Source organism: Corynebacterium jeddahense, assembly GCF_028609865.1.
GTDB lineage: Bacteria > Actinomycetota > Actinomycetes > Mycobacteriales > Mycobacteriaceae > Corynebacterium > Corynebacterium jeddahense.
Map to the genome: position 1 here is coordinate 2,021,664 of NZ_CP063194.1, position 23,341 is coordinate 2,045,004.

At 66.8% G+C, this 23,341-nt stretch carries 26 protein-coding genes, 1 tRNA gene and 1 pseudogene; 7 read left to right on the forward strand and 21 right to left on the reverse strand.

Going from position 1 to position 23,341, the window contains the following annotated elements:
- Positions 1 to 3: 3 nt before the first annotated feature.
- Positions 4 to 279: a DUF3618 domain-containing protein gene (locus tag CJEDD_RS09810; protein ID WP_042404959.1), complete on the reverse strand. Its 276-nt coding sequence runs from the start codon at positions 277 to 279 to the stop codon at positions 4 to 6.
- Positions 280 to 366: 87 nt separating this feature from the next.
- On the opposite strand from CJEDD_RS09810, the gene bcp reads away from it, so the two are divergent.
- Positions 367 to 852: a thioredoxin-dependent thiol peroxidase gene (gene bcp, locus CJEDD_RS09815; protein WP_042404957.1), complete on the forward strand. Its 486-nt coding sequence runs from the start codon at positions 367 to 369 to the stop codon at positions 850 to 852.
- 19 nt (positions 853 to 871) lie between these two features.
- Here the strand turns inward: bcp and CJEDD_RS09820 are convergent.
- Positions 872 to 953, reverse strand: a tRNA-Leu gene (locus CJEDD_RS09820).
- Positions 954 to 1,055: 102 nt separating this feature from the next.
- On the opposite strand from CJEDD_RS09820, the gene CJEDD_RS09825 reads away from it, so the two are divergent.
- Positions 1,056 to 1,505: a hypothetical protein gene (locus CJEDD_RS09825; protein ID WP_042404955.1), complete on the forward strand. Its 450-nt coding sequence runs from the start codon at positions 1,056 to 1,058 to the stop codon at positions 1,503 to 1,505.
- Positions 1,502 to 1,870 carry a DUF3817 domain-containing protein gene (locus CJEDD_RS09830; RefSeq protein WP_042404954.1) on the forward strand — a complete coding sequence of 123 codons (369 nt, stop codon included), beginning with the start codon at positions 1,502 to 1,504 and terminating at the stop codon, positions 1,868 to 1,870. The genes CJEDD_RS09825 and CJEDD_RS09830 overlap by 4 nt, the downstream gene beginning before the upstream one ends.
- Before the next feature lie 57 nt (positions 1,871 to 1,927).
- On the opposite strand, the gene lptM is transcribed toward CJEDD_RS09830, so the two are convergent.
- From lptM to clpS, 10 genes are all read right to left on the reverse strand, one after another.
- Complete coding sequence (lptM, locus tag CJEDD_RS09835; protein WP_042404952.1) at positions 1,928 to 2,302, reverse strand: LPS translocon maturation chaperone LptM; 375 nt, start codon at positions 2,300 to 2,302, stop codon at positions 1,928 to 1,930.
- 22 nt (positions 2,303 to 2,324) lie between these two features.
- Positions 2,325 to 2,924, reverse strand: coding sequence for an RdgB/HAM1 family non-canonical purine NTP pyrophosphatase (gene rdgB / locus CJEDD_RS09840; protein WP_042404951.1), 600 nt, complete (start codon positions 2,922 to 2,924; stop codon positions 2,325 to 2,327).
- Positions 2,918 to 3,646: a ribonuclease PH gene (rph, locus tag CJEDD_RS09845; RefSeq protein WP_042404949.1), complete on the reverse strand. Its 729-nt coding sequence runs from the start codon at positions 3,644 to 3,646 to the stop codon at positions 2,918 to 2,920. The genes rdgB and rph overlap by 7 nt, the downstream gene beginning before the upstream one ends.
- Before the next feature lie 342 nt (positions 3,647 to 3,988).
- A complete protein-coding gene (locus tag CJEDD_RS09850; RefSeq protein WP_042404972.1) occupies positions 3,989 to 4,756 on the reverse strand; it encodes an MBL fold metallo-hydrolase in 768 nt (255 codons plus the stop codon).
- A gap of 278 nt (positions 4,757 to 5,034) precedes the next feature.
- On the reverse strand, positions 5,035 to 5,817 hold the full coding sequence (locus CJEDD_RS09855) for an Abi family protein (RefSeq protein ID WP_273657504.1): 783 nt from the start codon (positions 5,815 to 5,817) through the stop codon (positions 5,035 to 5,037).
- A gap of 122 nt (positions 5,818 to 5,939) precedes the next feature.
- Positions 5,940 to 6,743: a glutamate racemase gene (murI, locus tag CJEDD_RS09860; protein WP_232297651.1), complete on the reverse strand. Its 804-nt coding sequence runs from the start codon at positions 6,741 to 6,743 to the stop codon at positions 5,940 to 5,942.
- Positions 6,744 to 6,753: 10 nt separating this feature from the next.
- Positions 6,754 to 7,653, reverse strand: a complete 900-nt coding sequence (locus CJEDD_RS09865) for a rhomboid family intramembrane serine protease (RefSeq protein WP_081764453.1) — start codon at positions 7,651 to 7,653, stop codon at positions 6,754 to 6,756.
- 118 nt (positions 7,654 to 7,771) lie between these two features.
- Entirely contained in the window at positions 7,772 to 8,728 is a 957-nt protein-coding gene (locus CJEDD_RS09870; protein ID WP_042404944.1) for a P1 family peptidase, read from the reverse strand.
- Positions 8,728 to 9,267, reverse strand: a complete 540-nt coding sequence (locus tag CJEDD_RS09875) for a DUF2017 domain-containing protein (protein WP_042404942.1) — start codon at positions 9,265 to 9,267, stop codon at positions 8,728 to 8,730. Before CJEDD_RS09875 ends, CJEDD_RS09870 begins: the two co-directional genes overlap by 1 nt.
- Before the next feature lie 7 nt (positions 9,268 to 9,274).
- Positions 9,275 to 9,613: an ATP-dependent Clp protease adapter ClpS gene (gene clpS / locus CJEDD_RS09880; protein WP_232297650.1), complete on the reverse strand. Its 339-nt coding sequence runs from the start codon at positions 9,611 to 9,613 to the stop codon at positions 9,275 to 9,277.
- 52 nt (positions 9,614 to 9,665) lie between these two features.
- Here clpS and CJEDD_RS09885 point away from each other — a divergent pair, with 52 nt between their 5' ends.
- On the forward strand, positions 9,666 to 11,009 hold the full coding sequence (locus tag CJEDD_RS09885) for a nicotinate phosphoribosyltransferase (RefSeq protein ID WP_042404939.1): 1,344 nt from the start codon (positions 9,666 to 9,668) through the stop codon (positions 11,007 to 11,009).
- A 3-nt stretch (positions 11,010 to 11,012) separates the two neighbouring features.
- A complete protein-coding gene (locus tag CJEDD_RS09890) occupies positions 11,013 to 12,977 on the forward strand; it encodes an ATP-dependent DNA helicase (RefSeq protein WP_042404937.1) in 1,965 nt (654 codons plus the stop codon).
- Here CJEDD_RS09890 and CJEDD_RS09895 read toward each other — a convergent pair.
- From CJEDD_RS09895 to nrdF, 3 genes are all read right to left on the reverse strand, one after another.
- Positions 12,967 to 13,695, reverse strand: a complete 729-nt coding sequence (locus CJEDD_RS09895; RefSeq protein WP_415857845.1) for a peptidyl-tRNA hydrolase — start codon at positions 13,693 to 13,695, stop codon at positions 12,967 to 12,969. The genes CJEDD_RS09890 and CJEDD_RS09895 overlap by 11 nt on opposite strands.
- A gap of 105 nt (positions 13,696 to 13,800) precedes the next feature.
- The gene (gene ctaD, locus CJEDD_RS09900; protein ID WP_042404936.1) at positions 13,801 to 15,561 is read right to left on the reverse strand and encodes an aa3-type cytochrome oxidase subunit I; all 1,761 of its coding nucleotides are present in this window, start codon (positions 15,559 to 15,561) and stop codon (positions 13,801 to 13,803) included.
- Positions 15,562 to 15,765: 204 nt separating this feature from the next.
- Positions 15,766 to 16,731, reverse strand: a complete 966-nt coding sequence (gene nrdF, locus CJEDD_RS09905; protein WP_042404969.1) for a class 1b ribonucleoside-diphosphate reductase subunit beta — start codon at positions 16,729 to 16,731, stop codon at positions 15,766 to 15,768.
- Positions 16,732 to 16,841: 110 nt separating this feature from the next.
- Here nrdF and CJEDD_RS09910 point away from each other — a divergent pair, with 110 nt between their 5' ends.
- Positions 16,842 to 17,555, forward strand: coding sequence for a FadR/GntR family transcriptional regulator (locus CJEDD_RS09910; RefSeq protein WP_042404934.1), 714 nt, complete (start codon positions 16,842 to 16,844; stop codon positions 17,553 to 17,555).
- Positions 17,556 to 17,560: 5 nt separating this feature from the next.
- Here CJEDD_RS09910 and nrdE read toward each other — a convergent pair whose 3' ends face one another.
- The 4 genes and pseudogenes from nrdE to ykgO form a co-directional block, all read right to left on the reverse strand.
- The gene (gene nrdE, locus CJEDD_RS09915) at positions 17,561 to 19,711 is read right to left on the reverse strand and encodes a class 1b ribonucleoside-diphosphate reductase subunit alpha (protein WP_074432465.1); all 2,151 of its coding nucleotides are present in this window, start codon (positions 19,709 to 19,711) and stop codon (positions 17,561 to 17,563) included.
- A gap of 122 nt (positions 19,712 to 19,833) precedes the next feature.
- Positions 19,834 to 20,271: pseudogene (gene nrdI, locus CJEDD_RS09920) on the reverse strand (class Ib ribonucleoside-diphosphate reductase assembly flavoprotein NrdI); the annotation flags it as partial.
- A 181-nt stretch (positions 20,272 to 20,452) separates the two neighbouring features.
- Entirely contained in the window at positions 20,453 to 20,686 is a 234-nt protein-coding gene (nrdH, locus tag CJEDD_RS09925) for a glutaredoxin-like protein NrdH (protein ID WP_042404930.1), read from the reverse strand.
- A gap of 320 nt (positions 20,687 to 21,006) precedes the next feature.
- Positions 21,007 to 21,129, reverse strand: coding sequence for a type B 50S ribosomal protein L36 (gene ykgO / locus CJEDD_RS09930; RefSeq protein WP_005288826.1), 123 nt, complete (start codon positions 21,127 to 21,129; stop codon positions 21,007 to 21,009).
- A gap of 126 nt (positions 21,130 to 21,255) precedes the next feature.
- On the opposite strand from ykgO, the gene nadE reads away from it, so the two are divergent.
- Complete coding sequence (nadE, locus tag CJEDD_RS09935) at positions 21,256 to 22,101, forward strand: ammonia-dependent NAD(+) synthetase (RefSeq protein ID WP_042404927.1); 846 nt, start codon at positions 21,256 to 21,258, stop codon at positions 22,099 to 22,101.
- Here nadE and CJEDD_RS09940 read toward each other — a convergent pair.
- Together CJEDD_RS09940 and CJEDD_RS09945 are read right to left on the reverse strand one after the other, a co-directional pair.
- Complete coding sequence (locus tag CJEDD_RS09940; RefSeq protein ID WP_042404926.1) at positions 22,098 to 22,874, reverse strand: fructosamine kinase family protein; 777 nt, start codon at positions 22,872 to 22,874, stop codon at positions 22,098 to 22,100. The genes nadE and CJEDD_RS09940 overlap by 4 nt on opposite strands.
- Complete coding sequence (locus CJEDD_RS09945) at positions 22,867 to 23,301, reverse strand: methylated-DNA--[protein]-cysteine S-methyltransferase (RefSeq protein ID WP_042404924.1); 435 nt, start codon at positions 23,299 to 23,301, stop codon at positions 22,867 to 22,869. The genes CJEDD_RS09940 and CJEDD_RS09945 overlap by 8 nt, the downstream gene beginning before the upstream one ends.
- Positions 23,302 to 23,341 lie beyond the last annotated feature (40 nt).

Below are 23,341 nucleotides of genomic sequence, written 5' to 3' on the forward strand. Positions count from 1 at the left end.
GGGTTAGCGACGGGAGAGGAGCTTCTGCAGCTCCTTGAGCTCGTGCTTGCGCTTGCGGCCGTTGTAGACCTTGATGCCAATGAGCGCGGCGATGCCGATGCCGATGCCGGCGAAAACCTTCTGCACGGTCTCATCCTGCAGCCAGTCCTGGGCCTGGTTCTTCGCGTTGTCGGCGAGGGTGGACGGGTTGGTGCGGTCCGCGAGCTCGTCAAGCGTGGAAGCGAGCTGGCCGCGGGTGCGCTCGAGGTCGCGTTCGATGTCGTGGATGTCACGTGCCATGGGTGATCTAGCTCCTCTAATTGGGTGAAGTTTCGTTGCTCGGCGTTTCCGCCGCCAAGCTCCCAGCCTAGTGTAAAACGGGATGGTATGACCGATTCCACGCACCTCCAGGCGGGCGATGCCGCCCCCGCATTCGAACTGTCCAACGACCGCGGCGAGACCGTTTCGCTCGCCGACTTCGCCGGCTCCCGGGTGGTCGTCTACTTCTACCCCAAGGCCAACACGCCGGGCTGCACCACCGAGGCGTGCGACTTCACCGAGAACTTCGACCAGTTTGACGGCGCCGGTGTGAAGGTGCTCGGCATCAGCCCCGACGCACCCGAGGCCCTGGCGAAGTTCCGCGCCGACCACGACCTGTCGGTGGAGCTGCTCTCCGACCCGTCGAAGGCCACCCTCGAGGCCTACGGCGCGTACGGGGAGAAGAAGAACTACGGCAAGGTGATCCAGGGCGTCATCCGCTCGACGTTCCTCGTCAACGTCGACGAGCACGGCGCCGGCACCATCGAGCAGGCCCAGTACAACGTCAAGGCCACCGGCCACGTCAGTCGCATCCTGCGCGACTGGGACATTTAGCTGAGGCTTTTAGCAACAGTGCGCCCGGGGAGACTTGAACTCCCACGCCATAAGGCACTGGAACCTAAATCCAGCGCGTCTGCCAATTCCGCCACGGGCGCGTCGTCGAAGGATGTTACACGCCGCCGCCGCGCCGCCAATAACCGTTCGGCGCATCAAACTTTCGTTTGGTCTGCGGGCGGAGGCGGGTAAACTCTGCCGGTGTGAGCGAGGAAAAGCAGGAGGGGGCCGGAGGGTCGTCGCAACGCGAGCGCGTGAAGGTGCGTTGGTGGCACATCGTGCTGCTCGTCGCGGCGGCCGTGACCTGCCTGCTGCTCGCGCGCTGGCAGTGGCACCGCTACCAGTCCGGCTCCGGCACGTTCCAGAACCTGGGCTACGCGCTGCAATGGCCGTGCTTCGCGGCGTTCTTCGTCTACGCGTACCGCGCTGGGATGCGGATGGAGAACGAGAAGATCGACGCCGAGAACGCCGGCCTGACCATGGACGACCTCTACGAGGCGGACGAGGCGAAGTACGGCAGCGCGTCGAAGCAGCCGACGCAGATCGACGAGGATTTCCTGCCCGCCAGGCCGAAGCTGAACGTCGAAGAATACAACGAGCTCGTGGCGCCGCACCGCGAGCGCCAACACGAAGGTGAAGGGAAATCAGCATGACGCAACCGACCCAGCAAGCGCAGCAGCCGCGCATCCACCCGGAACGGCAGCGCCGCGTACAGCAGGCGCTCACGTTGTTCTCCGTCGCCGCCTGGATCACCGGTACCCTGCTGTTGCTCCTGTGTGCGCGCATGATCATGCAGTACGGGATGCACATGGACGTGCACTACCTGTCTTGGGTGGCGCGCGTGCACGGCTTCGCGTTCATGGCGTTCCTGCTCGCCTCGCTGAACCTGGGGTCGAAGGCGCGCTGGTCCGCTCTCGAGTGGTTCACCACCGCGATCTCCGGCGTGGTGCCGTTCATGTCCTTCGTCGTGGAGGCGAAGCGGCGCAAGGAAGTGAAAGAGAAGTTCCAGCTCAACTAGCGCGGGAATAATAAAAGGCCCGGTGGGAGTACCCGCCGGGCCTTCTGTATTGCCGTCCTACTTGTCGCTCGTCTTGGACAGCACCATGACGCCGACCTTCTCGGCCTGGTCGTTCTTCGGGCTGAAGGTGAGCGTGTCGCCGGAGCGCTCCGCGTCGTACTTGAGGTCCTGGTGCGTCAGCGGGTCCTCGAGCTTGAAGCTCTTATCGTCGCGCTTGCACTTTGCCTCGTTCTTCTCGCCCGAGGTCTCGGTCATCTCCCAGGAGCAGTCCTTGCCGTCGATGGTCACGGTGGCGTGGCCGCCGCCCTTGCCTTCCTGGGTGGCGGTGACGTCGCCGGACCAGGTGCCGTCGAAGTCGCCCTTCTGGCCGCAGGCGGTCAAGAGCGCGCCGGAGGCGAGGACAGTTGCTGCGAGTGCAATGGATTTCTTCATGCTTCCACTGTAACGAATTGCGTCACTTCAGCGCCGCGAGGTGCGGGGCGAGCGCCCGCAGGGCCTTGCCGCGGTGCGAGCGGGCGTTCTTCTCCTCGGCGGTGAGCTCGGCGGAGGAGCGCCCATCGGCGTCGTCGGGCAGGAAAAGCGGGTCGTAGCCGAAGCCGTTCTCGCCGCGGGGCTCGCGCAGCAGCTCGCCCTCCCAGCGGCCCTCGGCTGTGAACTCCTGCCCGTCCGGGGAGGCCAGGGCGCAGCAGGACACAAACGCGGCGGCGCGCTCGTTGATGTCCGCCATCTGGGCGAGCAGCAGGTCGTTGTTGGCCTGGTCGTCGCCGTGGTTGCCGGACCAGCGCGCGGAGAGGATGCCCGGCATGCCGTTGAGCGCCTCGACCGTCAGCCCCGAGTCGTCCGCCACGCACGGCAGGCCGGTCGCCTTCGCGCCCGCACGGGCCTTGAGCAGCGCGTTTTCCTCGAACGACAGGCCGTCTTCGACGGGGTCGGGGTACGCTGGCGCGTCGATAAGCGAAACGAGCTCCACGCCTTCGATGGCGAGCTCGCGCAGCACCTGCTCGAGCTCGCGGACCTTGCCCTGGTTCCGGGACGCGACGAGGACCTTTACCATCCCAGCGCCGCCTTCTGCGCCGCGATGAGCTCCTCGCAGCCCTGCTGTGCCACGTCCAGCATCTGCCCAAGCTGCTCGCGGCCGAACAGGCCGTGCTCGCCGGTGCCCTGGATCTCCACGAAGTTGCCGCCTTCCTGCATGACCACGTTGAGATCCACCTCCGCGCGCGAGTCCTCCTCGTAGGGCAGGTCGAGACAGACGTGGCCGTCGATGATGCCGGCGGAAACGGCGGCCACCGGCGCGAGCAGCGGCTCGCCCGGCACCACGCCGCGCTCCTTGAGCACCGTGATCGCGTCGGCGAGGGCGACGTACGCGCCGGTGATCGACGCCGTCCGGGTGCCGCCGTCCGCCTGCAGCACGTCGCAGTCGAGCTGGATCGTGTTCTCCCCGAGCTGGGAAAGGTCCACCGCGGCGCGCAGCGAGCGGCCCACGAGGCGGGAGATCTCGTGCGTGCGGCCCTTCACCTTGCCCTTCATGGACTCGCGCGCCATTCGCTCGTGCGTCGCCGAGGGCAGCATCGCGTACTCGGCGGTGAGCCAGCCCTCGCCGGAGTCCTTCTTAAAGCGGGGCACGCCCTCCTCCACGGAGGCGGTGCACATAACGCGGGTGTTGCCGAACTCCACGAGCACGCTGCCCGCCGGGTTGGAGGTGAAGCCGCGGGTGATGCGCACCGGGCGCATCTCGTCTACCGCGCGGCCGTCGAGGCGCGAGAAATCAGTCATGCGTCCAAGCGTAACGCAGTTCGGCGGTGTCGATTCCTCGGACTGCTACACGGTCAATCCCGAACTTCATACCGAGCCGAAAGCACCAACGGCTACACCACTACACGGGACTTGACCAGTGGCAGCCCGGTCGCGATCCAGACGCAACCAACAAACACATGGATATTCAAAAGATCTTGGATTTCGACTTCTAGGGCCGCGCCTCAAAAGCAGGGTGCTCTCGAGTGACACTCGAGTCGCGTGCTTTAGCGTGGGTGTGTCGCTGGCTAACGGTGGATCCCCAAGTATTTGAAAACCGGCCCTGGGCTGACTACGCGAAGTAGTCGAGCGGAACGCAGGGGATTACGGCTCGAAGGTGGCCCCGGCTTTGCCCAGGATGATCTCCCCGTCGAACTCGGTGCGAGCGGCAGCGAGGACGTCTTCCGGGTCCGTCCACGGCTGGATGTGCACTAACACCAGGGTCTTCACACCGGCTTCGCGAGCGATGCTGCCGGCTTCCTTGCCGGATAGATGCATGCCCTCTGCCTTACCCTCGGAGGTAGCGCCCCACGCGGCTTCGCAGAGGAATAAATCAGCGTCACGCGCTGCGTCGATGAGCGTTGGCGTGGATCCGGAGTCGCCGGAGAACGTGATGACCTTGCCAGCAGCGTCCTCGATGCGCAGCGCATGCGACTCCTGAGCCGGGTGGACCACGTCGAACGGGGTGATCGTCAGCCCACTGAGCTGCTCCGGCTGCCCGGCGCGCCAAGTGGTGAACTCGAAGGTGTCGGTGAAATCATCCTGCTCCCCCGGCGCGTCCGCGCTCATGCGCCCCAAGTGCTCCGGCGCGTACGAGGGGCCGATCAGGCGGTGGCGCTGCTCCGCAGGGGCCGTGGGGTGGTAGCGACGCCAGACCAAAAGCGACGGGAAGTCCGAGCAGTGGTCGGCATGAAGATGACTGAAGATGACGTGCGCCGCAGACGGGTCGAACCGCTCCTGCATGGCGGCGAGCGCTCCCGGACCGAAGTCCATCACCACATCCGTTTCACCAGGCACGGAGATGACGTAGGAGGAAGCTGGGTTACCGGGCGCGGCCAGGCTCCCGGAGCACCCGAGGATGGTCAACTGCATGGACATACTCTGCCATGAATGGGGCACATTTTCCTAGTGAATCCTTAAATTCTCCTAGTTGTGAGGTGCGAATCGCCGCCCACGGCGTGCAAGTGCGAACGGGGCGTCAGATTGTTCTCGCGTCCCACGACGCCGGGATACCCAAGCTAGGAGGGCTTACAAGGGGATTGGGGAGGAAAGCATTGTTTACCAAGTCGAGGATTTTCAACGGCCAGGTCGTGCCCGAAGCGACTTTTCGCAGAATGTGTGACATGAGTTGGAGTGCCCCAAACAACCGTTCATTCTGGCCCGGTGGAAGGAGAGAGATTTCCATTTGTCCTGATAAAACTTGTCGATGCAGGATTGAATGTTCGATTCCACAACCGGCTGTGATGAGCGCAAACATTCCGAATCAACACTAACTGCTCTAACCAGCTTGCGAAAGGGTGACTCTTTTGGACCTGTGACTTCTGGTTGTCACTAAGGACATTGAAGTCGATGAAGATATCCAGGTTTTCCGCAACTGCCCGTTGATCTCGGGATTTAAGGCCGGAGTACAAAACGGAGACATCGCGGAAATCCAGAACCTCCGCGACAGCCCAAAATGGGAACATTCCCGAATAATGTTTTGCGTGATGTTTGACTGAATCACTTTTCGATCCCGCCCGTGCTAGTCGGCTGTACGCAGTTTGGAGCCACTGAAGATGAGCGAACTTGGAGCGGAAACTATCCGAGCTTAGGTAGAAGGCAGGGTTAGAGGGATGCTGTGCACACAAAATCTCCACCACCTGCGTGCGAACTGCAACTTCAATCCGCTCCATACCGTCATGCACTAACGTACGGAGCTTTCGATCAGCTTCGTAAAGTTCGGCAACGTTAGCGAAATCTGTGCCAGGTACGAACTGATCGAGCCGCCTGCCTGTCGGAGATGGATCTACCTGCCGTGCCGGGTACCAATACGCTGACAGTCGGTAGTACCCGACGCTATTAAGCCACTGTTCCGCCTGAGCTGAATCGACCACCATCCCCCTTTGCCTCAAAAGTGCAATGTGCTGGCTCGTCGTAAGCGCAGGTTTGAGCAAGATCTTATTCTTCTAGCCATCCCCCAATTAGAGATCCAGCCCACTCAACCAACTTTGCAAGCTGGAAGGCGGGCTGAACTATTGCCACTAATTAAAGTCGCACTCTGACGGTCTGTCAAGCCCTAGTCGCGCCCCACCGCGTGCACCGGGGGTGCGAGGAAGCGCCGGGCGAGGGCGTCGAAGCGCTCGGGGTCGCCGGTGGACTCGAAGATGTGGGTGGGGGCGGTGACGGCGTCGTGAAGCATGTCGCCCTCGGTGAGCACCCTGAGCACGTCCTTCGACGTCTCCTCGGCCGAGGAGACGAGGGTGACCTCGTCGCCCACCGCGAGCTGGATCACGCCGGAGAGCAGCGGGTAGTGGGTGCATCCGAGCACAAGCGTATCGACGCCCGCGGCCCGCAGCGGCCCGACATACCCCCGGGCCACATCCAAAACTTCCTTGCCGGAGGTCACCCCCTGCTCCACAAGCGGGACGAACTGCGGGCAGGCCACGGCGGTGACCTCGAGCCCCGGGTGGATGGAGAAAAGGTCCTGGTACGCGCCGGAGTTCACGGTGCCCTGGGTGCCGATCACGCCGACCTTGTTGTTGCGCGTCGTCGCGATGGCGCGGCGCACCGCCGGCTGAATCACCTCGATGACGGGGATGTCGTAGCGCTCGCGCGCGTCGTGGAGGAACGCGGCGGTGGCGGTGTTGCACGCGATGACGAGCATTTTGCAGCCGCGCTCCACGAGCTCGTCGGCGATGCGCTGCGAGTGCGCGCGCACATCCGCGATCGGCTGCGGCCCGTACGGCCCATGCGCGGTGTCGCCGATGTAGATGAGGGATTCGCCGGGCAGCTGATCCATCACTGCGCGGGCGACGGTGAGTCCCCCCACGCCCGAGTCGAACAGTCCGATGGGTGCGTTGTTGCCGGCGTCGTTGCTCACGCCGGCCATCCTATCCCTGCCGGCGGGCCTGCTTCTCAAGCGCTTTGGCCTGCTTCTTCGCCGCGAGCTCCGGCGGGTCGTCCGACGTGATCACCATGCCCGCGACGAAGCCGCCGATCGAGCCGAAGAGGTGCGCCTGCCAGCTCACGCCCTCCGTGCCGGGCAGCACGCCGTAGATGAGACCCGAGTAGAAGAAGCCGAGGACCAAGCCGGTGAGGATCTGCTCGAGCGAGCGGTTGAAGAAGCCGCGGACGAGCAGGTACACGAGCCACCCGTACACGAGACCGGACGCACCGATGTGGTTCGTACCCACCCCACCGAACAGCCACACGCCGAGCCCGCCGATGATGACAACGAACGTGGTCACCTCCCAGAACACGCGCTTGCCGGAGTACCCGACGAGGTACGCGAACAGCGCGCCCGGCAGCGAGTTGGACACGATGTGCTCCAGGTTCGCGTGCAGCAGCGGCGAGGTGAAAATGAGCGGCAGCCCGAGCGGGTCGAGCGGGTGCACACCGAGTGCGACGATGTCCGGGAACACCTGCTCGAGCACGAACACGACCCAGATCACGACGAGGAAGCCGATGGCGAAGCGCAGGCCCGAGTTGCGCTGCTGCTTGCGTTTCTGCGACCTTCGGCCCCGCTCCTTCGGCTGCCGGTACTGCGGGTAGCCGGGCTGCTGGGGCTGGTACTGGGGCTGGTACTGGGGGCGCAGCCCGTACTGCTGCTGGGCCTGTTGCTGGCCCTGCTGCTGGGGCGTCGCGTACGGGTTGTACGGCCCCCGCGGATCGCCGAACGCGGGCGGCTGCGACTCCGGGTGCGAGAACGGGCGCTGGAACGGCTTGCCATAGCCGGGCTGGCCGGTCTGGCCATAGCCCCAGCCCTCTGGAACGTGGTGTTGGTTGCTCATCAAGGCTGAAGCTTAGCGGGTCTGCCAGGGCGGGGCCCGGCGGCGTCGAGGCGGCAGGCGTTGTAAAAATCCGCACGATCCCCTTAGTGCCAGGGTGGTTCTCGGGCGGTGTGGATTTTTACACGATCGCGATGTCGCGCCACGCGGTGACGCCGTACGCGGACTCGGCGCTCACCACCGCGTCGACGATCGCGGCCTGAATCACCCCGGCGCCCACCTGGCCGAGCTGGGCGAGCGCCTCAACGTCGCGCACCGGCGCGGCGCCCGCGGGCGCGGTGGAAACTGCGAAGAGCGTGTCGCCGTCGAGCGGCGAGTGGGCGGGGCGTACGGCGCGGGCGATGCCGTCGTGGCCCGTCATGGCAACGCGCTTGAGCTGGGCCTTCGTCAGCGGCGCGTCCGTGGCAATGACCCCGATGGTGGTGTTCAGCTTTGGTGTGGGGCGCTCGAGCTGGGCGAACGCCTCCAGGTCCACCGCCGGCTGGGCCGGGTCGCCGTAGAGCAGCCCGGTCGCCGGATCCACCACCGAGCCCACCGGGTTGGCCACCACGAACGCCTCGACCGTGTAGCCGGCGGCCCGCGCGCGGGCGTGGCCGAAGCCGCCGCGTAGCACCCCGGCGGTGGCGCCGCAGCCCGCGCCGACAGACCCAGACTCAACCAACCCACCGCCGCCGTCGAGCGCTGCAGCCACGGCGGCGGCGCCGTCGGCGGCGGTGGGCCGGTGCGCCGGGTCGCCCACCACGAGGTCAAAGATCACCGCCGCCGGGACGATGGGCACGCGCGGGCCCGGCGCGCCCTCGCCGAAGACGGGGAAGCCCCGGCCGCGGCGCTCCAGCTCGGCCATCGCGCCGTCCGCGGCCGCGAGCCCAAACGCGGAGCCGCCGCAGAGCAGGATCGCGTGGACGCGCTCGACGGTGTTATGCGGCTCGAGCAGGTCCGTCTCGCGGGTGCCCGGGCCGCCGCCGCGCACGTCCACCGCGGCCGCCATGCCGTCCGGGTCGGCGGCAACGAGCGCCGTCACACCGGTGTCGCCGAGGGAGGTGTGGCCGGTGATGGCCGAAGGTGCGTCGATACGCATTAGTCCATGAGGGCCTGGAGGAGGGAGTCCTGGCAGTACGCGAGCCAGTCGATGAGCGTCTGGCGGTTCTCTCGGGCGGCCTCGCTGCCGGAATCGTCGGCGGAGGCGTAGAGGCGCATGTCGTTGAGCGCGGCGATGAACTGGTGGGCCTCACCTTCCTCGATGGTCACCTCGACGCCGCCGGTCGGCCCGAGCGCGGCATTAACCACCTGCAGGTTCGTCAGCTTCGCGCGGATGATGTCGTTCTCGTGGAGGCTGCGCAGCAGGCCGTTGTCGCCGTCGAACTCCTCGTCGCCCTCGCGCTCGAAGTCGGGCAGGAGGCGGGCGAGCCGGGGATCCGCCGGCGCCTCGGTGTGGCCGGTGGAGACGCCGAGCATCTCAGCGAACTCGTCCTTCGGCGCGGACTGGGCGCGGGCGATGAGCGCCTCGGAGACGGTGGCGGTGAGATCCCCGATCACCTCGCGCTCCATCGGGTCAAACACGGTGGTGAACTTGGCGGTGGAGCGCATGAGCCCCTTCTTCTTGCGCCACGGCTGCATAACTGCCCTACCCTGCCTGCTGCATCGTCGCCCACAGGCCGGCGGTGTGCAGCTTCTTCACGTCGGTTTCCACCTTGTCCTTCTCCCCCGAGGAAACGACGGCCTTGCCCTCGGTGTGCACCTGCATCATGAGCTCGGTGGCGCGCTTGCGGTCGTAGCCGAGCACGGTCTGGAACACGTAGGTGACGTAGCTCATCAGGTTGACCGGGTCATCCCACACGATGCACAGCCAGGGCAGGTTCTCGCTCGTGGCCACGTCCACGTCCACGGCCTCGTCCAGCTCCGGGGTGGCAAGCGGGGACCCCGCCTGCGCCGCGCGGGCTGGAGTCGGAAAAACGGCTGACACACACATGTGAATCACCTTACCTTCTCGTGCCGGGAGGGTACGCTGGCTGAGCATGAACGACGCACAGCGCCACTCCTCCGAGGCGGAGGGCTCCACCGCCTTCCTCACGGACATGTACGAGCTGACGATGCTCGACGCCGCCATTAAGGACGGCACTGCGGAGCGAGACTGCATCTTCGAGGTATTTGGCCGCCGCCTGCCCAACGAGCGCCGCTACGGCGTTGTCGCCGGCACCGAGCGCGTCCTCGACGCGATTACCAAGTTCCGCTTCACCGAGGACCAGCTCGCCACCGCTGACTTCCTCTCCCCGCAGTGCCGCGAGTACCTCGCCAACTATCGCTTCTCCGGCCAGGTCGACGGCTACCGCGAGGGCGAGCTGTACTTCCCGTACTCCCCCATCATGACGGTGCGCGGCACGTTCGCGGAGTGCGTCATCCTGGAGACGGTCATCCTCTCCATCCTCAACTCGGACTCCGCGGTGGCCTCCGCCGCCTCGCGCATGGTCTCCGCCGCGGACGGCCGCCCGATCATCGAGATGGGCTCGCGCCGCACGAACGAGCAGGCGGCGGTCGCTTCCGCCCGCGCGACGTACATCGCCGGCTTCAACGCCACCTCCAACATGGAGGCCTCCCTGCGCTACGGCATCCCGCCGTCGGGCACGGCGGCGCACTCGTGGACGCTGCTGCATGTCGACGACCAGGGCCAGCCCGACGAGAAGGCCGCCTTCAAGGCGCAGATCGCCTCCCTCGGCCTGGACACCACTCTCCTCGTGGACACCTTCGACATCACGAAGGGCGTGGACAACGCCCTCGAGGTCGCGGGCACGGAGCTCGGCGCGGTGCGCATCGACTCGGGCGACCTCGGCATCGTCTCGCGCCGCGTGCGCAAGCAGCTCGACGCCGCCGGCGCGTTCAACACCCGCATCATCGTCTCCTCCGACCTCGATGAGTTCGCCATCGCCGGCCTGCGCGGCGACCCGGTCGACGGCTTTGGCGTGGGCACCTCCGTGGTCACCGGCTCCGGCGCGCCGACCGCGGGCCTGGTGTACAAGCTCGTGGAGGTGGAGGGCCACGCGGTGGCGAAGCGCTCCTCCGGCAAGGTCACCTACGGTGGCGGCAAGTCGGCCCTGCGCGCCTACCGCTCCTCCGGCGTCGCCGTCGCCGAGATCGTCCACCCGCTCGGCGCGGACATTCGCCGCAAGCCGAACCTGGAGTACCGCGAGATGACCGTGCCGCTCATCCGCGACGGCGAAATCGTGGACAACCAACCGAGCATCGAGGAGATCCGCGAGCTGCACGCCACCGCCCGCGGCACCCTCCCGTGGGAGGGCCTGGCCCTGTCGCGCGGCGAGGTGGCCATCCCGACGAAGTTCATCGGTTTCCCCGAGCCGGAGTAAGGCGTGGCAGACGAGCACACGGGCGACCACAGCACCGAGGAGCTCCTCGAGGCTGCCGTCGCGGCCCTCGGCGGCGCCGAGCGTTCCGGCCAGGTGAAGATGGCGCAGGCGGTGACCCGGGCGCTGGACTCCGAGCGCCACCTCGCCGTCCAAGCCGGCACCGGCACCGGCAAGTCGCTGGCCTACCTCGTGCCCGCGATCCGCTACGCCCAGGCGAACGAGACCACCGTCGTCGTCTCCACCGCCACCATCGCGCTGCAGCGCCAGCTCGTCGAGCGCGACCTGCCGCGCCTCGCCGACGCCCTCGAGCCGCTCCTGTCGCACCGCCCCACCTTTGCCATCCAGAAGGGCCGCAACAACTACGTGTGCCTCCACAAGCTCATGCTTGACGACGCACCTTCGGCCCCGCTCCTCGACGACGAGGACCTCTCCTGGGTGGGCAAGCACGTCAAGCGCGTCGCCGAGTGGGCGCAGGACACCGAGACCGGCGACCGGGACGACCTCGTGCCCGGCGTGCCGGACCAGGCCTGGCGCCAGGTGTCGGTGACCTCGAACGAGTGCCTCGGCGCCACCCGCTGCCCGCACGGCGCGGACTGCTTCGCCGAGCTCGCCCGCGAGCGCACGAAAGACGTCGACATCGTGGTGACCAACCACGCGCTGCTCGCCATCGACGCGCTCTCCGACATCGCGGTCCTGCCCGAGCACGACGCCGTGATCATCGACGAGGCCCACGAGCTCGACGGGCGCATCACCTCCGTAGCCACCTCCGAGATCTCCGCCCGCGCGTTGTCCATGGCCGCGCGCCGCGCCAGCAAGCTCGGCGGCTCGCGGGATGCCCTCGAGGAGGTGATCGACGACTTCACCGCGGCCATCGACCTCGAGGAGCCGGGCCGGTGGGAGACCATCTCGGATCCCGCCCGCGCCGCGTTCGCCGCCCTGCGCGACGCGCTGTGGAAGACGCGCAGCGGCATCGCGGACTCGCCCGAGGGCGAGGCGGACAACGACCCCGAGACCTTCGCCGAGCGCGGCAACCTCAAGAACCACCTCGAGGACCTCCACGACGCCGTCGTGCGCATCCTCGACGTGTTCGACGAGCCGGACCCGGCCAAGCACGTCGACGTCGTCTGGCTCACCCGCTCCGACCGCGCCGGCGACTCCGTCTCGGTGGCCCCGCTGTCCGTCGCCGGGCTGCTCCACGACCGGCTCTTCGGCGAGACCACCGTCGTGCTCACCTCCGCGACGCTCACCGTCGGCGGCAACTTCGACGCCATGGCCGCCGCCTGGGGCCTGCCGAAGGGCACGTGGGACAGCCTCGACGCCGGCACGCCCTTCGACCCGCGCAAGTCCGGCATCCTCTACACCGCGACGCACCTGCCCGCCCCGGGCCGCGACGGTCTCTCGCGCGAGACCCTCGACGAGATCGCCGAGCTCATCACCGCCGCGGGCGGGCGCACCCTCGGCCTGTTCTCCTCGCGCCGCGCCGCCGAGCAGGCCGCCGAGGCGATGCGGGCGCGCCTGCCCTTCGACATCCTCCTCCAGGGCGAGGACTCGACGGGCGTGCTCGTGGACCAGTTCGCGAAGAACGAGAACGCCTGCCTCTTCGGCACCCTTACGCTCTGGCAAGGCGTGGACGTGCCCGGCAGCGCGTGCTCACTCGTCATCATCGACCGCATCCCGTTCCCCCGCCCCGACGACCCGCTGCTGCAGGCGCGCGCGAACGCGGCGGACGCCGCCGGGCGCTCCGGGTTCATGGAGGTCTCCGCCACCCACGCGTCGCTGCTCATGGCGCAGGGGGCGGGGCGGCTGCTGCGCTCCGTCGACGACCGCGGGGTGGTGGCCGTGCTGGACAACCGCCTGAAGACAAAGCGCTATGGCGCGTACATCCGCCGCAGCCTCCCCGCGTTCTGGGACACCACCGACCCGGAGGTGGTGCGCGGGGCACTCCGGAGGCTCGTCGCTACGCAATAGCGACGACGGTTGTGGAGCCGGGGGCGACCTCGGTGAAGCCCGCGTCACGCACGGGCACGGCGCCGGGGGTGCGGCACAGCTCGGCGAACTCGGCGCGGGGCACCTCGCGCACGGTGAGGGGGAAGCCCGCCGCTGCCCAGGCCAGCGCCCAGGCGGCGTCACGCGCCGCGGCGAGGAGCATCGAGGCGTGGCCGACCTGTGCCGCCGCCTTGCCCGCCGTCATGCCCAGCGACGCGTCGACCGCGATGAGCGGTGCGCCCGGCTGTGAGGGGAGCTCCGGGCCGGGCTCGATGTCGGTCCCCTTGATCTGGAGCTTGGCGATGGCGTGGGGCACCTCCCCCACCGCCGACGGCACGAACGCGCGCACTGCCCCGACCGTGATGCCGGGCAGCGCCTGCACGTCGTCCCACGCCTTGTTGCGCGCGCGGCGGACGACTTTGCGGATGCGGCGGGAGTACCAGTTGTCGAGCCCGTCGCGCCAAAAGCCGTCCTCACCCGCGCGGGGGTCGAGGCAGACGGCGACGGCGGCGCGGGCCGCGTCATTGAGCACCTGGTTCCGGCTCGGCGAGTCCTGCTTCGGCAGGTTGATGGCCAGCTGCATCGCCTGGACGGTGGAGGAGTCCGCCGGGTCCTCGGTGTCTTTCGCGCGCTCGCGGGCGTCGTCGGCGAGGCGGCGCCGGAGCAGGTCGTGGGCGGATTCGATTGCGGGGGAAGTCACCGCCACCACGCTACCCCGCGGGTGCGCGGCCGCAAGCACGACGAAACCCCCGCCGGAGCGGGGGTTTGCGTTCAGGAGGCTCGAAGCCCGGGGTGACGGTGCCGGTTAGTTGGACGCGGCGTTGGCGTAGCCCTCGGTCTCGACGAACTCGTGGTTATCCGGCTTGCGGGTGTCACTGTGGCCGGTGTGGGCCTCGCGGCGCAGGGTCTCCACCATGTGCGGGTAGTGCAGCTCGAACGCCGGGCGCTCGGAGCGGATACGCGGCAGGGAGGTGAAGTTGTGGCGCGGCGGCGGGCAGGAGGTGGCCCACTCGAGCGAGTTGCCGTAGCCCCACGGATCGTCGACGGTGACGATCTCGCCGTAGCGCCAGGACTTGAACACGTTCCAGATGAACGGCAGCATGCCGATGCCCAGGATGAAGGCGCCGATGGTGGACACCTGGTTCAGGGTGGTGAAGCCGTCGGTGTCGAGGTAGTCGGCGTAGCGGCGCGGCATGCCCATGTTGCCCAGCCAGTGCTGGACCAGGAAGGTCATGTTGAAGCCGACGACGGTGAACCAGAAGTGGATCTTGCCCAGCTTCTCGTCGAGCATGCGGCCCGTCATCTTCGGGAACCAGTAATACACGCCGGCGGTCGAGGCGAACACGACGGTGCCGAACAGTGTGTAGTGGAAGTGCGCGACCACGAAGTAGGTGTCGTGCAGGTGGAAGTCCAGCGGCGGGGACGCGAGCATGATGCCGGTGAGGCCACCGAAGAGGAAGGTGAACAGGAAGCCCGTCGCCCACAGCATCGGGGTCTCGAAGGTGAGGTGGCCGTTCCACATCGTGCCCAGCCAGTTGAAGAACTTCACGCCGGTCGGCACCGCGATGAGGAACGTCATGAAGGAGAAGAACGGCAGCAGGATCGCGCCGGTGGCGAACATGTGGTGCGCCCACACCGCCATGGACAGGCCAGCGATGGCCAGGGTGGCGAAGACGAGGCCGATGTAGCCGAAGATCGGCTTACGGGAGAAGACCGGGACGATCTCGGAGATCACGCCGAAGAACGGCAGGGCCAGGACGTACACCTCGGGGTGGCCGAAGAACCAGAACAGGTGCTGCCACAGGATGGTGCCGCCGTTGGCGGTGTCGTAGATGTGGCCACCGAGCAGGCGGTCGTAAAGCACACCCATAGCCGCGGCGGTGAGCAGCGGGAAGATCATGAGCGCGATGATCGAGGTGACGAAGACGGTCCAGGTGAACACCGGGAGGCGGAACATGGTCATGCCCGGCGCGCGCATGGTGAGCACGGTGGTGAGCATGTTCACGGCGGAGGCGATGGTGCCCACGCCGGTGGCGCCGACGCCGACGACCCAGAGGTTCGCGGAGACGGACGGGGTGTGCACCGCGTCAGCGAGCGGCATGTACATGGTCCAGCCGAAGTCGGCCGCACCGCCCGGGGTGACAAAGCCGAGGAGCATCGCCACGACGCCGATGGTGGTGACCCAGAAGCCGAACGCATTGAGACGCGGGAAGGCCACGTCCGGGGCGCCGATCTGCAGCGGCAGGACGTAGTTGGCGAAGCCCCACACGATCGGGGTACCGAACGCGAGCAGCATCACGGTGCCGTGCATGGTGAACAGCTGGTTGAACTGCTCATTGGACAGGAACTGCAGGCCCGGGCTGAACAGCTCGGCGCGGATGAGCAGCGCCATCAAACCGGCCACGAAGAACCAGGTGAAGGACATGATGATGTACATGATGCCCAGTTCTTTGTGGTCGGTGGTGGTGAGAAGCTTGTAAATCTTCGAACCCTTGCGGGCGTTGCCCGTGGGCTCGGGGCGTGTTGGCGGGACGTAATTGTCCAGCCGCGGTGCCACAGCGGTCATCGAATCCTCCTGACTACAGCAGCCGCGCCACCTCGGTTCTCACCGAAACTGACCCAGTTGCCACGAGTGATACCGGATCAGCATAACGTTCCCCACATTGTTTTTCCAGCCTCCCCGGATGCTGCCCCCGTGCGGGGTGAAACTGAAAAAGCGCCACACGGATGTGGCGCGTGGGGAACCGGAGGTTCGTCGATACGCGACTGCCTAGAAGTCCCAGTCCTCGTCCTGCGTATCCTCGGCGCGGCCGATGACGTAGGAGGAGCCGGAGCCGGAGAAGAAGTCGTGGTTCTCGTCCGCGTTCGGCGAGAGCGACGCGAGGATCGCCGGGGAGACCTTCGTCTCATCCGCCGGGAACAGGCCCTCGTAGCCGAGGTTGTTCAGCGCCTTATTCGCGTTGTAGCGCAGGAAGCGCTTCACGTCCTCGGTCCAGCCGAGCCCGTCGTAGATGTCCTCGGTGTACTGGTTCTCGTTCTCATAGAGGTCGTAGAGCAACTCGAACGCGTAGTCCTTGAGCTCCTCCTTGCGCTCTTCGCTCTCGCCGCGCAGGCCCACCTGGTACTTGTAGCCGATGTAGTAGCCGTGCACCGCCTCGTCGCGGATGATGAGGCGGATGATGTCCGCGGTGTTGGTGAGCTTCGAGTGCACTGACCAGTTGAGCGGGAGGTAGAAGCCGGAGTAGAAGAGGAAGGACTCGAGCATCACGGAGGCGATCTTGCGCTTGAGCGGGTCCTCGCCCTCGTAGTAGCCGAGGATGATCTTCGCCTTGCGCTGCAAGTACTCGTTTTCCTCGGACCAGCGGAACGCGTCGTTAATCGCCGGGGTGTCCGCGAGCGTCATAAAGATGTTGGAGTAGCTCTTCGCGTGCACGGACTCCATGAACGCGATGTTGGTGAGCACCGCCTCCTCGTGCAGCGACGTCGCGTCTGGCAGCAGCGAGATCGCGCCGACCGTGCCCTGGATGGTGTCCAGCAGCGTGAGGCCGGTGAACACGCGCATCGTGGCCTGCTTTTCTTCGTCCTTGAGCGTGTTCCAGCTCGGGATGTCGTTGGACACCGGGATCTTCTCCGGCAGCCAGAAGTTGCCGGTCAGGCGGTCCCACACCTCGAGATCTTTGTCGTCCGCGACGCTATTCCAGTTGATCGCTTTCACGGGCGCGTTCAGGTGAGTCATGGCGACCATAGTAACGCTCCTCGTTGGAGCCGGCGTGAGCATGGCCTACACTACTCGGGAATCACGTGTCCCCGATGCCGTAGGAACGCCCGGCGAAGGAGGTAGCCCTAGTGGCTGCAAGTGGCGAGCGCTCTTCCCAACCGCTCTTGTCGTCCATCCTGGACACCCTTGGCGAAGAAATCGTCTCGGGCGAGATGCCGGAGGGCCACACATTTACCTTGCACGACCTGTCCGAGCGCTTCGACATCTCCCGCACCGTCGCGCGCGAGGCCATGCGCGCGCTCGAGCAGCTTGGCCTCGTCTCTTCCTCCCGCCGCGTCGGGCTGCGCGTGCTGCCGCAGAGCGAGTGGAACGTCTTCGACCACTCCGTCATCTCGTGGCGTTTGCGTAGCGACGAGCAACGTCCCGCCCAACTCGCTTCCCTCAGGGAGCTGCGCGACGCCATCGAGCCCGGCGCCGCCCGCCTCGCGGCGACGAACGCCACCGATGCGGAGGCCCGCGAGCTTGTCGGCCTGGCCCAGCGCATCGTCGAGCTCGCCGGCGAAGACCAGGGCAACTCGGACGCCTTCCAGGAGGCGGACCTCGCGTTCCACGCGCTCGTGCTGCGCGCCTCGCGCAACGAGATGTTCGAGCAGCTCACCGAGCCGATCATGGACATCATGCGCGGCCGCGCGCTCTACGGGATCATGCCGGACGACCCGCACGTGGACACGATGAAGATCCACGCCGAGCTGGCGGACGCCGTCGTCAAGCACGATGCGAACCGCGCGGAGGACGCCTCCCGACGCCTCCTGCGCGGCGTGAACGACTTCATGGAGATCTAGGCCCGCTAGAGCATGCAGGACACGCAGCCCTCGATCTCCGTGCCCTCGAGCGCCATCTGGCGCAGGCGGATGTAGTAGAGCGTCTTCACGCCCTTCTTCCACGCGTAGATCTGCGCCTTGTTGATGTCGCGGGTGGTCACCGTGTCCTTGAAAAAGAGGGTGAGCGACAGGCCCTGGTCGACGTAGCGCGTGGCCACGGCGTAGGTGTCGATGATCTTCTCGTAGCCGATCTCGTAGGCGTCCTTGAAGTACTCGATGTTCTCGTTGTCCATGTGCGGCGCCGGGTAGTAGACGCGGCCGATCTTGCCTTCCTTGCGGATCTCGATCTTCGAGGCGATCGGGTGGATCGAGGACGTCGAGTTGTTGATGTAGCTGATCGAGCCGGTCGGCGGCACCGCCTGGAGGTAGCGGTTGTAGATGCCGTCGCGGGCGACGTCCGCCTTGAGCTGCGCCCACTCCTCCGCCGTCGGCACCGCGATGTCGGCGGCGTCGAACAGCGCCTTGACCTTCTCCGTCTTCGGCTGGAAGTCCGCCGCGTCGTAGCGGTCGAAGAACTCGCCGCTGGCGTACTCGGACTTGTCAAAGTCGGCGAACGCCCGGCCTTTCTCCACCGCGATCGCGTGGGAGGCGCGGATGCACTGGTACATCACCGCGGCGAAGTAGGCGTTGGTGAAGTCGAGGCCCTCCTCCGAGCCGTACTCGATGTGCTCGCGGCCGAGGTAGCCATGCAAGTTCATCTGCCCCAGCCCGATGGCGTGGGATGCGTCGTTGCCGTCGCGCACCGGGGGCACCGACTCGATGGAGGTCTTGTCCGCTACCGAGGTCAACGCGCGGATGGCCGTCTCCACCGTGCGGGCGAAGTTGTCCGAATCCATCGTCATCGCGATGTTCAGCGAGCCCAGGTTGCAGGAGATGTCGTGGCCAACCTCGGCGTAGGTGAGGTCCTCGTTGAGCGTCGACGGGGAGTTGACCTGCAGGATCTCCGAGCACAGGTTGGACATGTTGATCCGGCCCGTCTTCACCGGGTTCGCGCGGTTCGCCGTGTCCTCGAACATGATGTACGGGTAGCCGGACTCGAACTGGATCTCCGCGATGGTCTGGAAGAACACGCGGGCGTTGATCTTCGACTTGCGGATGCGCGGGTCCTCCACCATCTCGGCGTACTTCTCCGTGATGGAGATGTCCGCGAACGGCACGCCGTAGACCCGCTCGACGTCGTATGGGGAGAACAGGTACATGTCGTCGTTACGCTTCGCGAGCTCGAAGGTGATGTCCGGGATGACCACGCCGAGCGAGAGCGTCTTGATGCGCACCTTCTCGTCCGCGTTCTCGCGCTTCGTGTCCAAGAAGCGCATGATGTCCGGGTGGTGGGCGTTGAGGTACACCGCGCCCGCGCCCTGGCGCGCGCCGAGCTGGTTGGCGTAGGAGAACGAGTCCTCGAGCAGCTTCATCACCGGGATGACGCCGGACGACTGGTTCTCGATGTGCTTAATCGGCGCGCCCGACTCGCGGATGTTGGACAGCAGCAACGCCACGCCACCGCCGCGCTTTGACAGCTGCAGCGAGGAGTTGATGGCGCGGCCGATGGACTCCATGTTGTCCTCGACGCGCAGCAGGAAGCAGCTCACGAGCTCGCCGCGCTGCGCCTTGCCGGCGTTGAGGAACGTCGGGGTCGCTGGCTGGAAGCGGCCGGTCATGATCTCGTCGACGAGCGCGCTCGCGAGGTCCTCGTTGCCGTCGGCGAGGAAGAGCGACGTCATGGCCACGCGGTCCTCGAAGCGCTCGAGGTAGCGGCGCCCGTCGAACGTCTTCAGCGTGTAGGACGTGTAGTACTTGTACGCGCCGAGGAAAGACTTGAAGCGGAACTTGTAGGAGTACGCGCGCTTGAACGTGTCCTTAATAAAGGACCACTCGTACTTCGCAATCGTCTCCGGCTCGTAGTACTTGTGCTCCACGAGATAATCGATCTTCTCTTCCAGGTCGTGGAAGTAGACCGTGTTCTGGTTGACGTGTTGCAGGAAGAACTGGTTCGCCGCCTCGCGGTCTTTGTCGAACTGGATCTGCCCGTTCTCGTCGTACAGATTCAGCAGCGCGTTGAGCGCGTGGTAGTCCAGCTGGTCGTGCTCGTTCACCGGCTCCGGGACGTTCTTGCCCAGCTTCTCAGGGGTCGGGGTGCTCACTTCTCGTCCTTCGATCTGTTGTATTTTCCTGCGTATTTCTCGCGCAAGGCCGCGAGTCGCCCGGACTCATCCGAGGCACATTGCGTATCGACGACCTCCGGCCCCCCACGCAACCCCAACCGCCCAGCGTGCTGGATGAGTTGGCCGCGTACGTTCGCAACGTCCTCGGCCGAGCCCATGAGCTCAAACCTGTACAGGTACGGGACCTTACATTTGTCGGCGATAACCTTCCCGGCGAGACAGTAATCCGCCCCGAAGTTCGAGTTCCCCGCCGCGATGACCCCGCGGATGAGCCCCCGGTTGCCCTCGTGGTTGAGGAAGCGGACGACCTGCCCCGGCACCGGCCGCGAGTTCGTCGCGGACCCGCCGGCCACGCTCGCCCCTCCCCCGTAGGTGGGGCAGACGAGCACATACGGCTCGTCCACCGTGAGGTCGGGGTCGGCCTTGCGCAGCGGGATGCGCTGGGCGGGGAGGCCGAGCTTCTCCACGAACCGCTTCGTGTTCTCCGTCGCGGAGGAGAAGTAGACCACCAGCATGGCCGCCGCCTTTCGTTGATTGTTGGGCCCGCCCAGCCCGCTCGTGGCCCGCCCCTGGGCCCAAATCCAGCTACTAGGACCCAGCTATTCGCCGGATTTTGGGCGGTTAGCTGGTTCTTACTAGCTGGATCCGCGGAATGGAGAGAGAGCTGGGATGAAGGGGACAGGCCGGGCCAGCCGCCTACGCGACGGACGCCGCGAGCCCCTTGATGCGGTCCGGACGGAAGCCCGACCAGTGCTCGCCATTCGCCTCGACGACCGGGGCCTGGACGTAGCCGAGGGCCATGACGTAGTCGCGGGCCTCGTCGTCCATGGAGATGTCCACCGTGGTGAACTCCAGGCCGGCTCTGGTGAGGGCCTTCTCGGTTGCCTTGCACTGCATGCAGGCCGGCTTACTGTAAACGGTGATCGCCATGATTCTCGGGCTCTTTCTACGGTCTCAAACGGGCATCGGGGGTGAGTTTCTGCGACTTCCCCGGCTCCCCCGGGGCAACACCAGAAGACACTATACCTTGGGGGAAAGTTCGGCAACCACCACTACATATAGTAGTTACAGGGGTGGTATTCCCAGGATAGGGGGAGCGAATCACCCACATGTAGTTCACAACTGCCCCAAACCTGGACGCCCGCATGCTCCCACGCGTGTAATTCTTAGGAAAATTTTTGGCCGACAGGTGCGCGTCGATACGCAAAAGGCCCCGCCACCACGCGGTGACGGGGCCTGGATCGGCGCGACTAGCCCTGGCGAGCCTTGAAGCGGGGATCCTTCTTGTTGATCACGTAAACCTTGCCGTGGCGGCGCACAACCTGAGCGCCCGGCTTGTTCTTCAGCGACCGAAGCGACTTGCGGACCTTCATCGGGCGCTCCTTTCTGCTCGGAATACCTGCAATTAGCGACGCGCGGCGGGCTGCCGGGTCGCAACACGGGGACAAATGTTACACATCGACCGCCCTGAATCAAAAACAGATCGAAAACAGCCTACGATGAGCGCCATGCACTCCGAGCTGCAATCCGAGATCATCGCCGCTCTCGGCGTCTCCCCGACCGTCGACCCGGCAGCCGAAATCGAGCGCCGCGTCGCGTTCCTCGCAGACTACCTCGACGCCACCGGCGCGAAGGGGTTCGTGCTCGGCATCTCCGGCGGCCAGGACTCGACGCTCGCGGGCAGGCTCGCGCAGCTCGCGGCGGAGCGGCAGCGCGCCGCCGGCCGGGACGCCACCTTCGTCGCGGTGCGCCTCCCCCACGGCGTGCAGGCCGACGAGGACGACGCCCAGCTCGCGCTCAGGTTCATCCGCCCCGACGAGACCGCGAACGTGAACATCGAGCCGGCCACCACCGCCATGTCCGCCGCCGTCGCCGAGGCGCTCGGGCTGGGCGGCCTGGGCGACTTCAACAAGGGCAACGTCAAGGCGCGGATGCGCATGATCGCCCAGTACGCCATCGCGGGCGAGCGCGGCCTGCTCGTGGTGGGCACGGATCACGCGGCGGAGAACGTCACCGGCTTCTTCACCAAACACGGCGACGGCGCCGCCGACCTCGTGCCGCTCGCCGGGCTGAACAAGCGCCAGGGTGCCGCACTGCTCGAGCACCTCGGGGCCGACAAGCGGCTGTGGGAGAAGGTGCCCACCGCGGACCTCGAGGAGGACCGCCCGGCGCTGCCCGACGAGGAGGCGCTCGGCGTCACCTACGCCCAGATCGACGACTACCTCGAGGGCAAGGACGTCCCGCAGGCAGCCGCCGACCGCCTCGAGCACCTCTGGCGCGTCGGCCAGCACAAGCGCCACCTGCCCCCGGGGCCGAATGACGAGTGGTGGCGCAAGCGCGCCTAGCCCACGACCCGCAGCGTCTCCTCCGCCGCGCGCACAAGCGCCGAGCCGTACGCCGGGCCGTGCGTCCACGCGTGCACCGCGAGCGGGTGCAGCTGGTGCACCGGGATGCGCCGCTGCCAGTCGCGCCCGAGCTCGCCGCCCGCGGCCACGTACCCGTCCACGATCGCGTCGAAGTGCGGCGCGCCGAACAGCTCGAGCATCGCGATGTCCGTGAGCGGGTGCCCACCGTGCGCCGCAGGGTCGATGAACCGCGGCCCCTCGGGCGAGAACAGCAGGTTGCCCGCCCACAGGTCGCCGTGGAGGCGCGCAAGGGGGGCGTCCTCGTCCTCGGCGAGGAGCGCATCACACGCCTGCTTGACGACGTCGATCCCGCCGCGACCGAGGTTGCCGGCCTTCTCGGCGTGCTCCGCGAAGGGCAGCACCCGCTGCTCCACGTAGAACCGGGCCCACCGCTGCGTCGGCTCGCAGGTCTGCGCGCGCGTGCCGATGAAGTTCGGGCCGTCCCACCCGTCCGCCGGCGCGCCGAACGCGTCCGCCCCCATCGCGTGGATGGCCGCGAGCTCGCGCCCGGCCTGGCGGGCGGCGTCGACGGTGGGCCGCGCGCTGTCCACCCGCTCGATGGTGAGCGTGTTCGCCTCCTCGTCGAGGTCGAGGACCTCCACCACCGCGGCGGAGCCCTCCCGCAGCCAGCGCAGGTACGCCGCCTCCGCGGCGGCGGCGCCCGGTGCGCTGCCGTGCTTGACAAATCCACGTTGTCCAACACCGTCAGACATCAATGCCCTCCAATGCAAGTAGGAACCGTTTCGCGTCCGCGCCGCCGCGGTAGCCGCCGACGGCCCCGTCGCTGCGCAGCACGCGGTGGCACGGGATGAACAGCGGCAGCGGGTTGTTCGCGCAGGCGCCGCCGACCGCGCGCACCGCGTTCGGGTTGCCCACCGCGCGCGCGAGTTCGCGGTAGGTCGCGGTCTCGCCGTACGGCACCTGCATCAGCTCGCGCAGCACCGCCGCGCGGAAGTCGGTGACGCCGCGCAGATCGAGGGGGACGGAGAACTCCCGGCGCGCGCCGGCGAAGTACTCGGCGAGCTGCTGGGTGGCGAGGGGCGGGTCCGAAGGTGCGTCGATACGCTCGTGCTCGAAGCACACTCGAGATACGCCCGCCTCGCCGGCGGCGAAGCGAAGGGGTCCAATCGGCGTGTCCATGCACCCCACAATACGAACACTGCCCGGCGGTGTGCCGGGC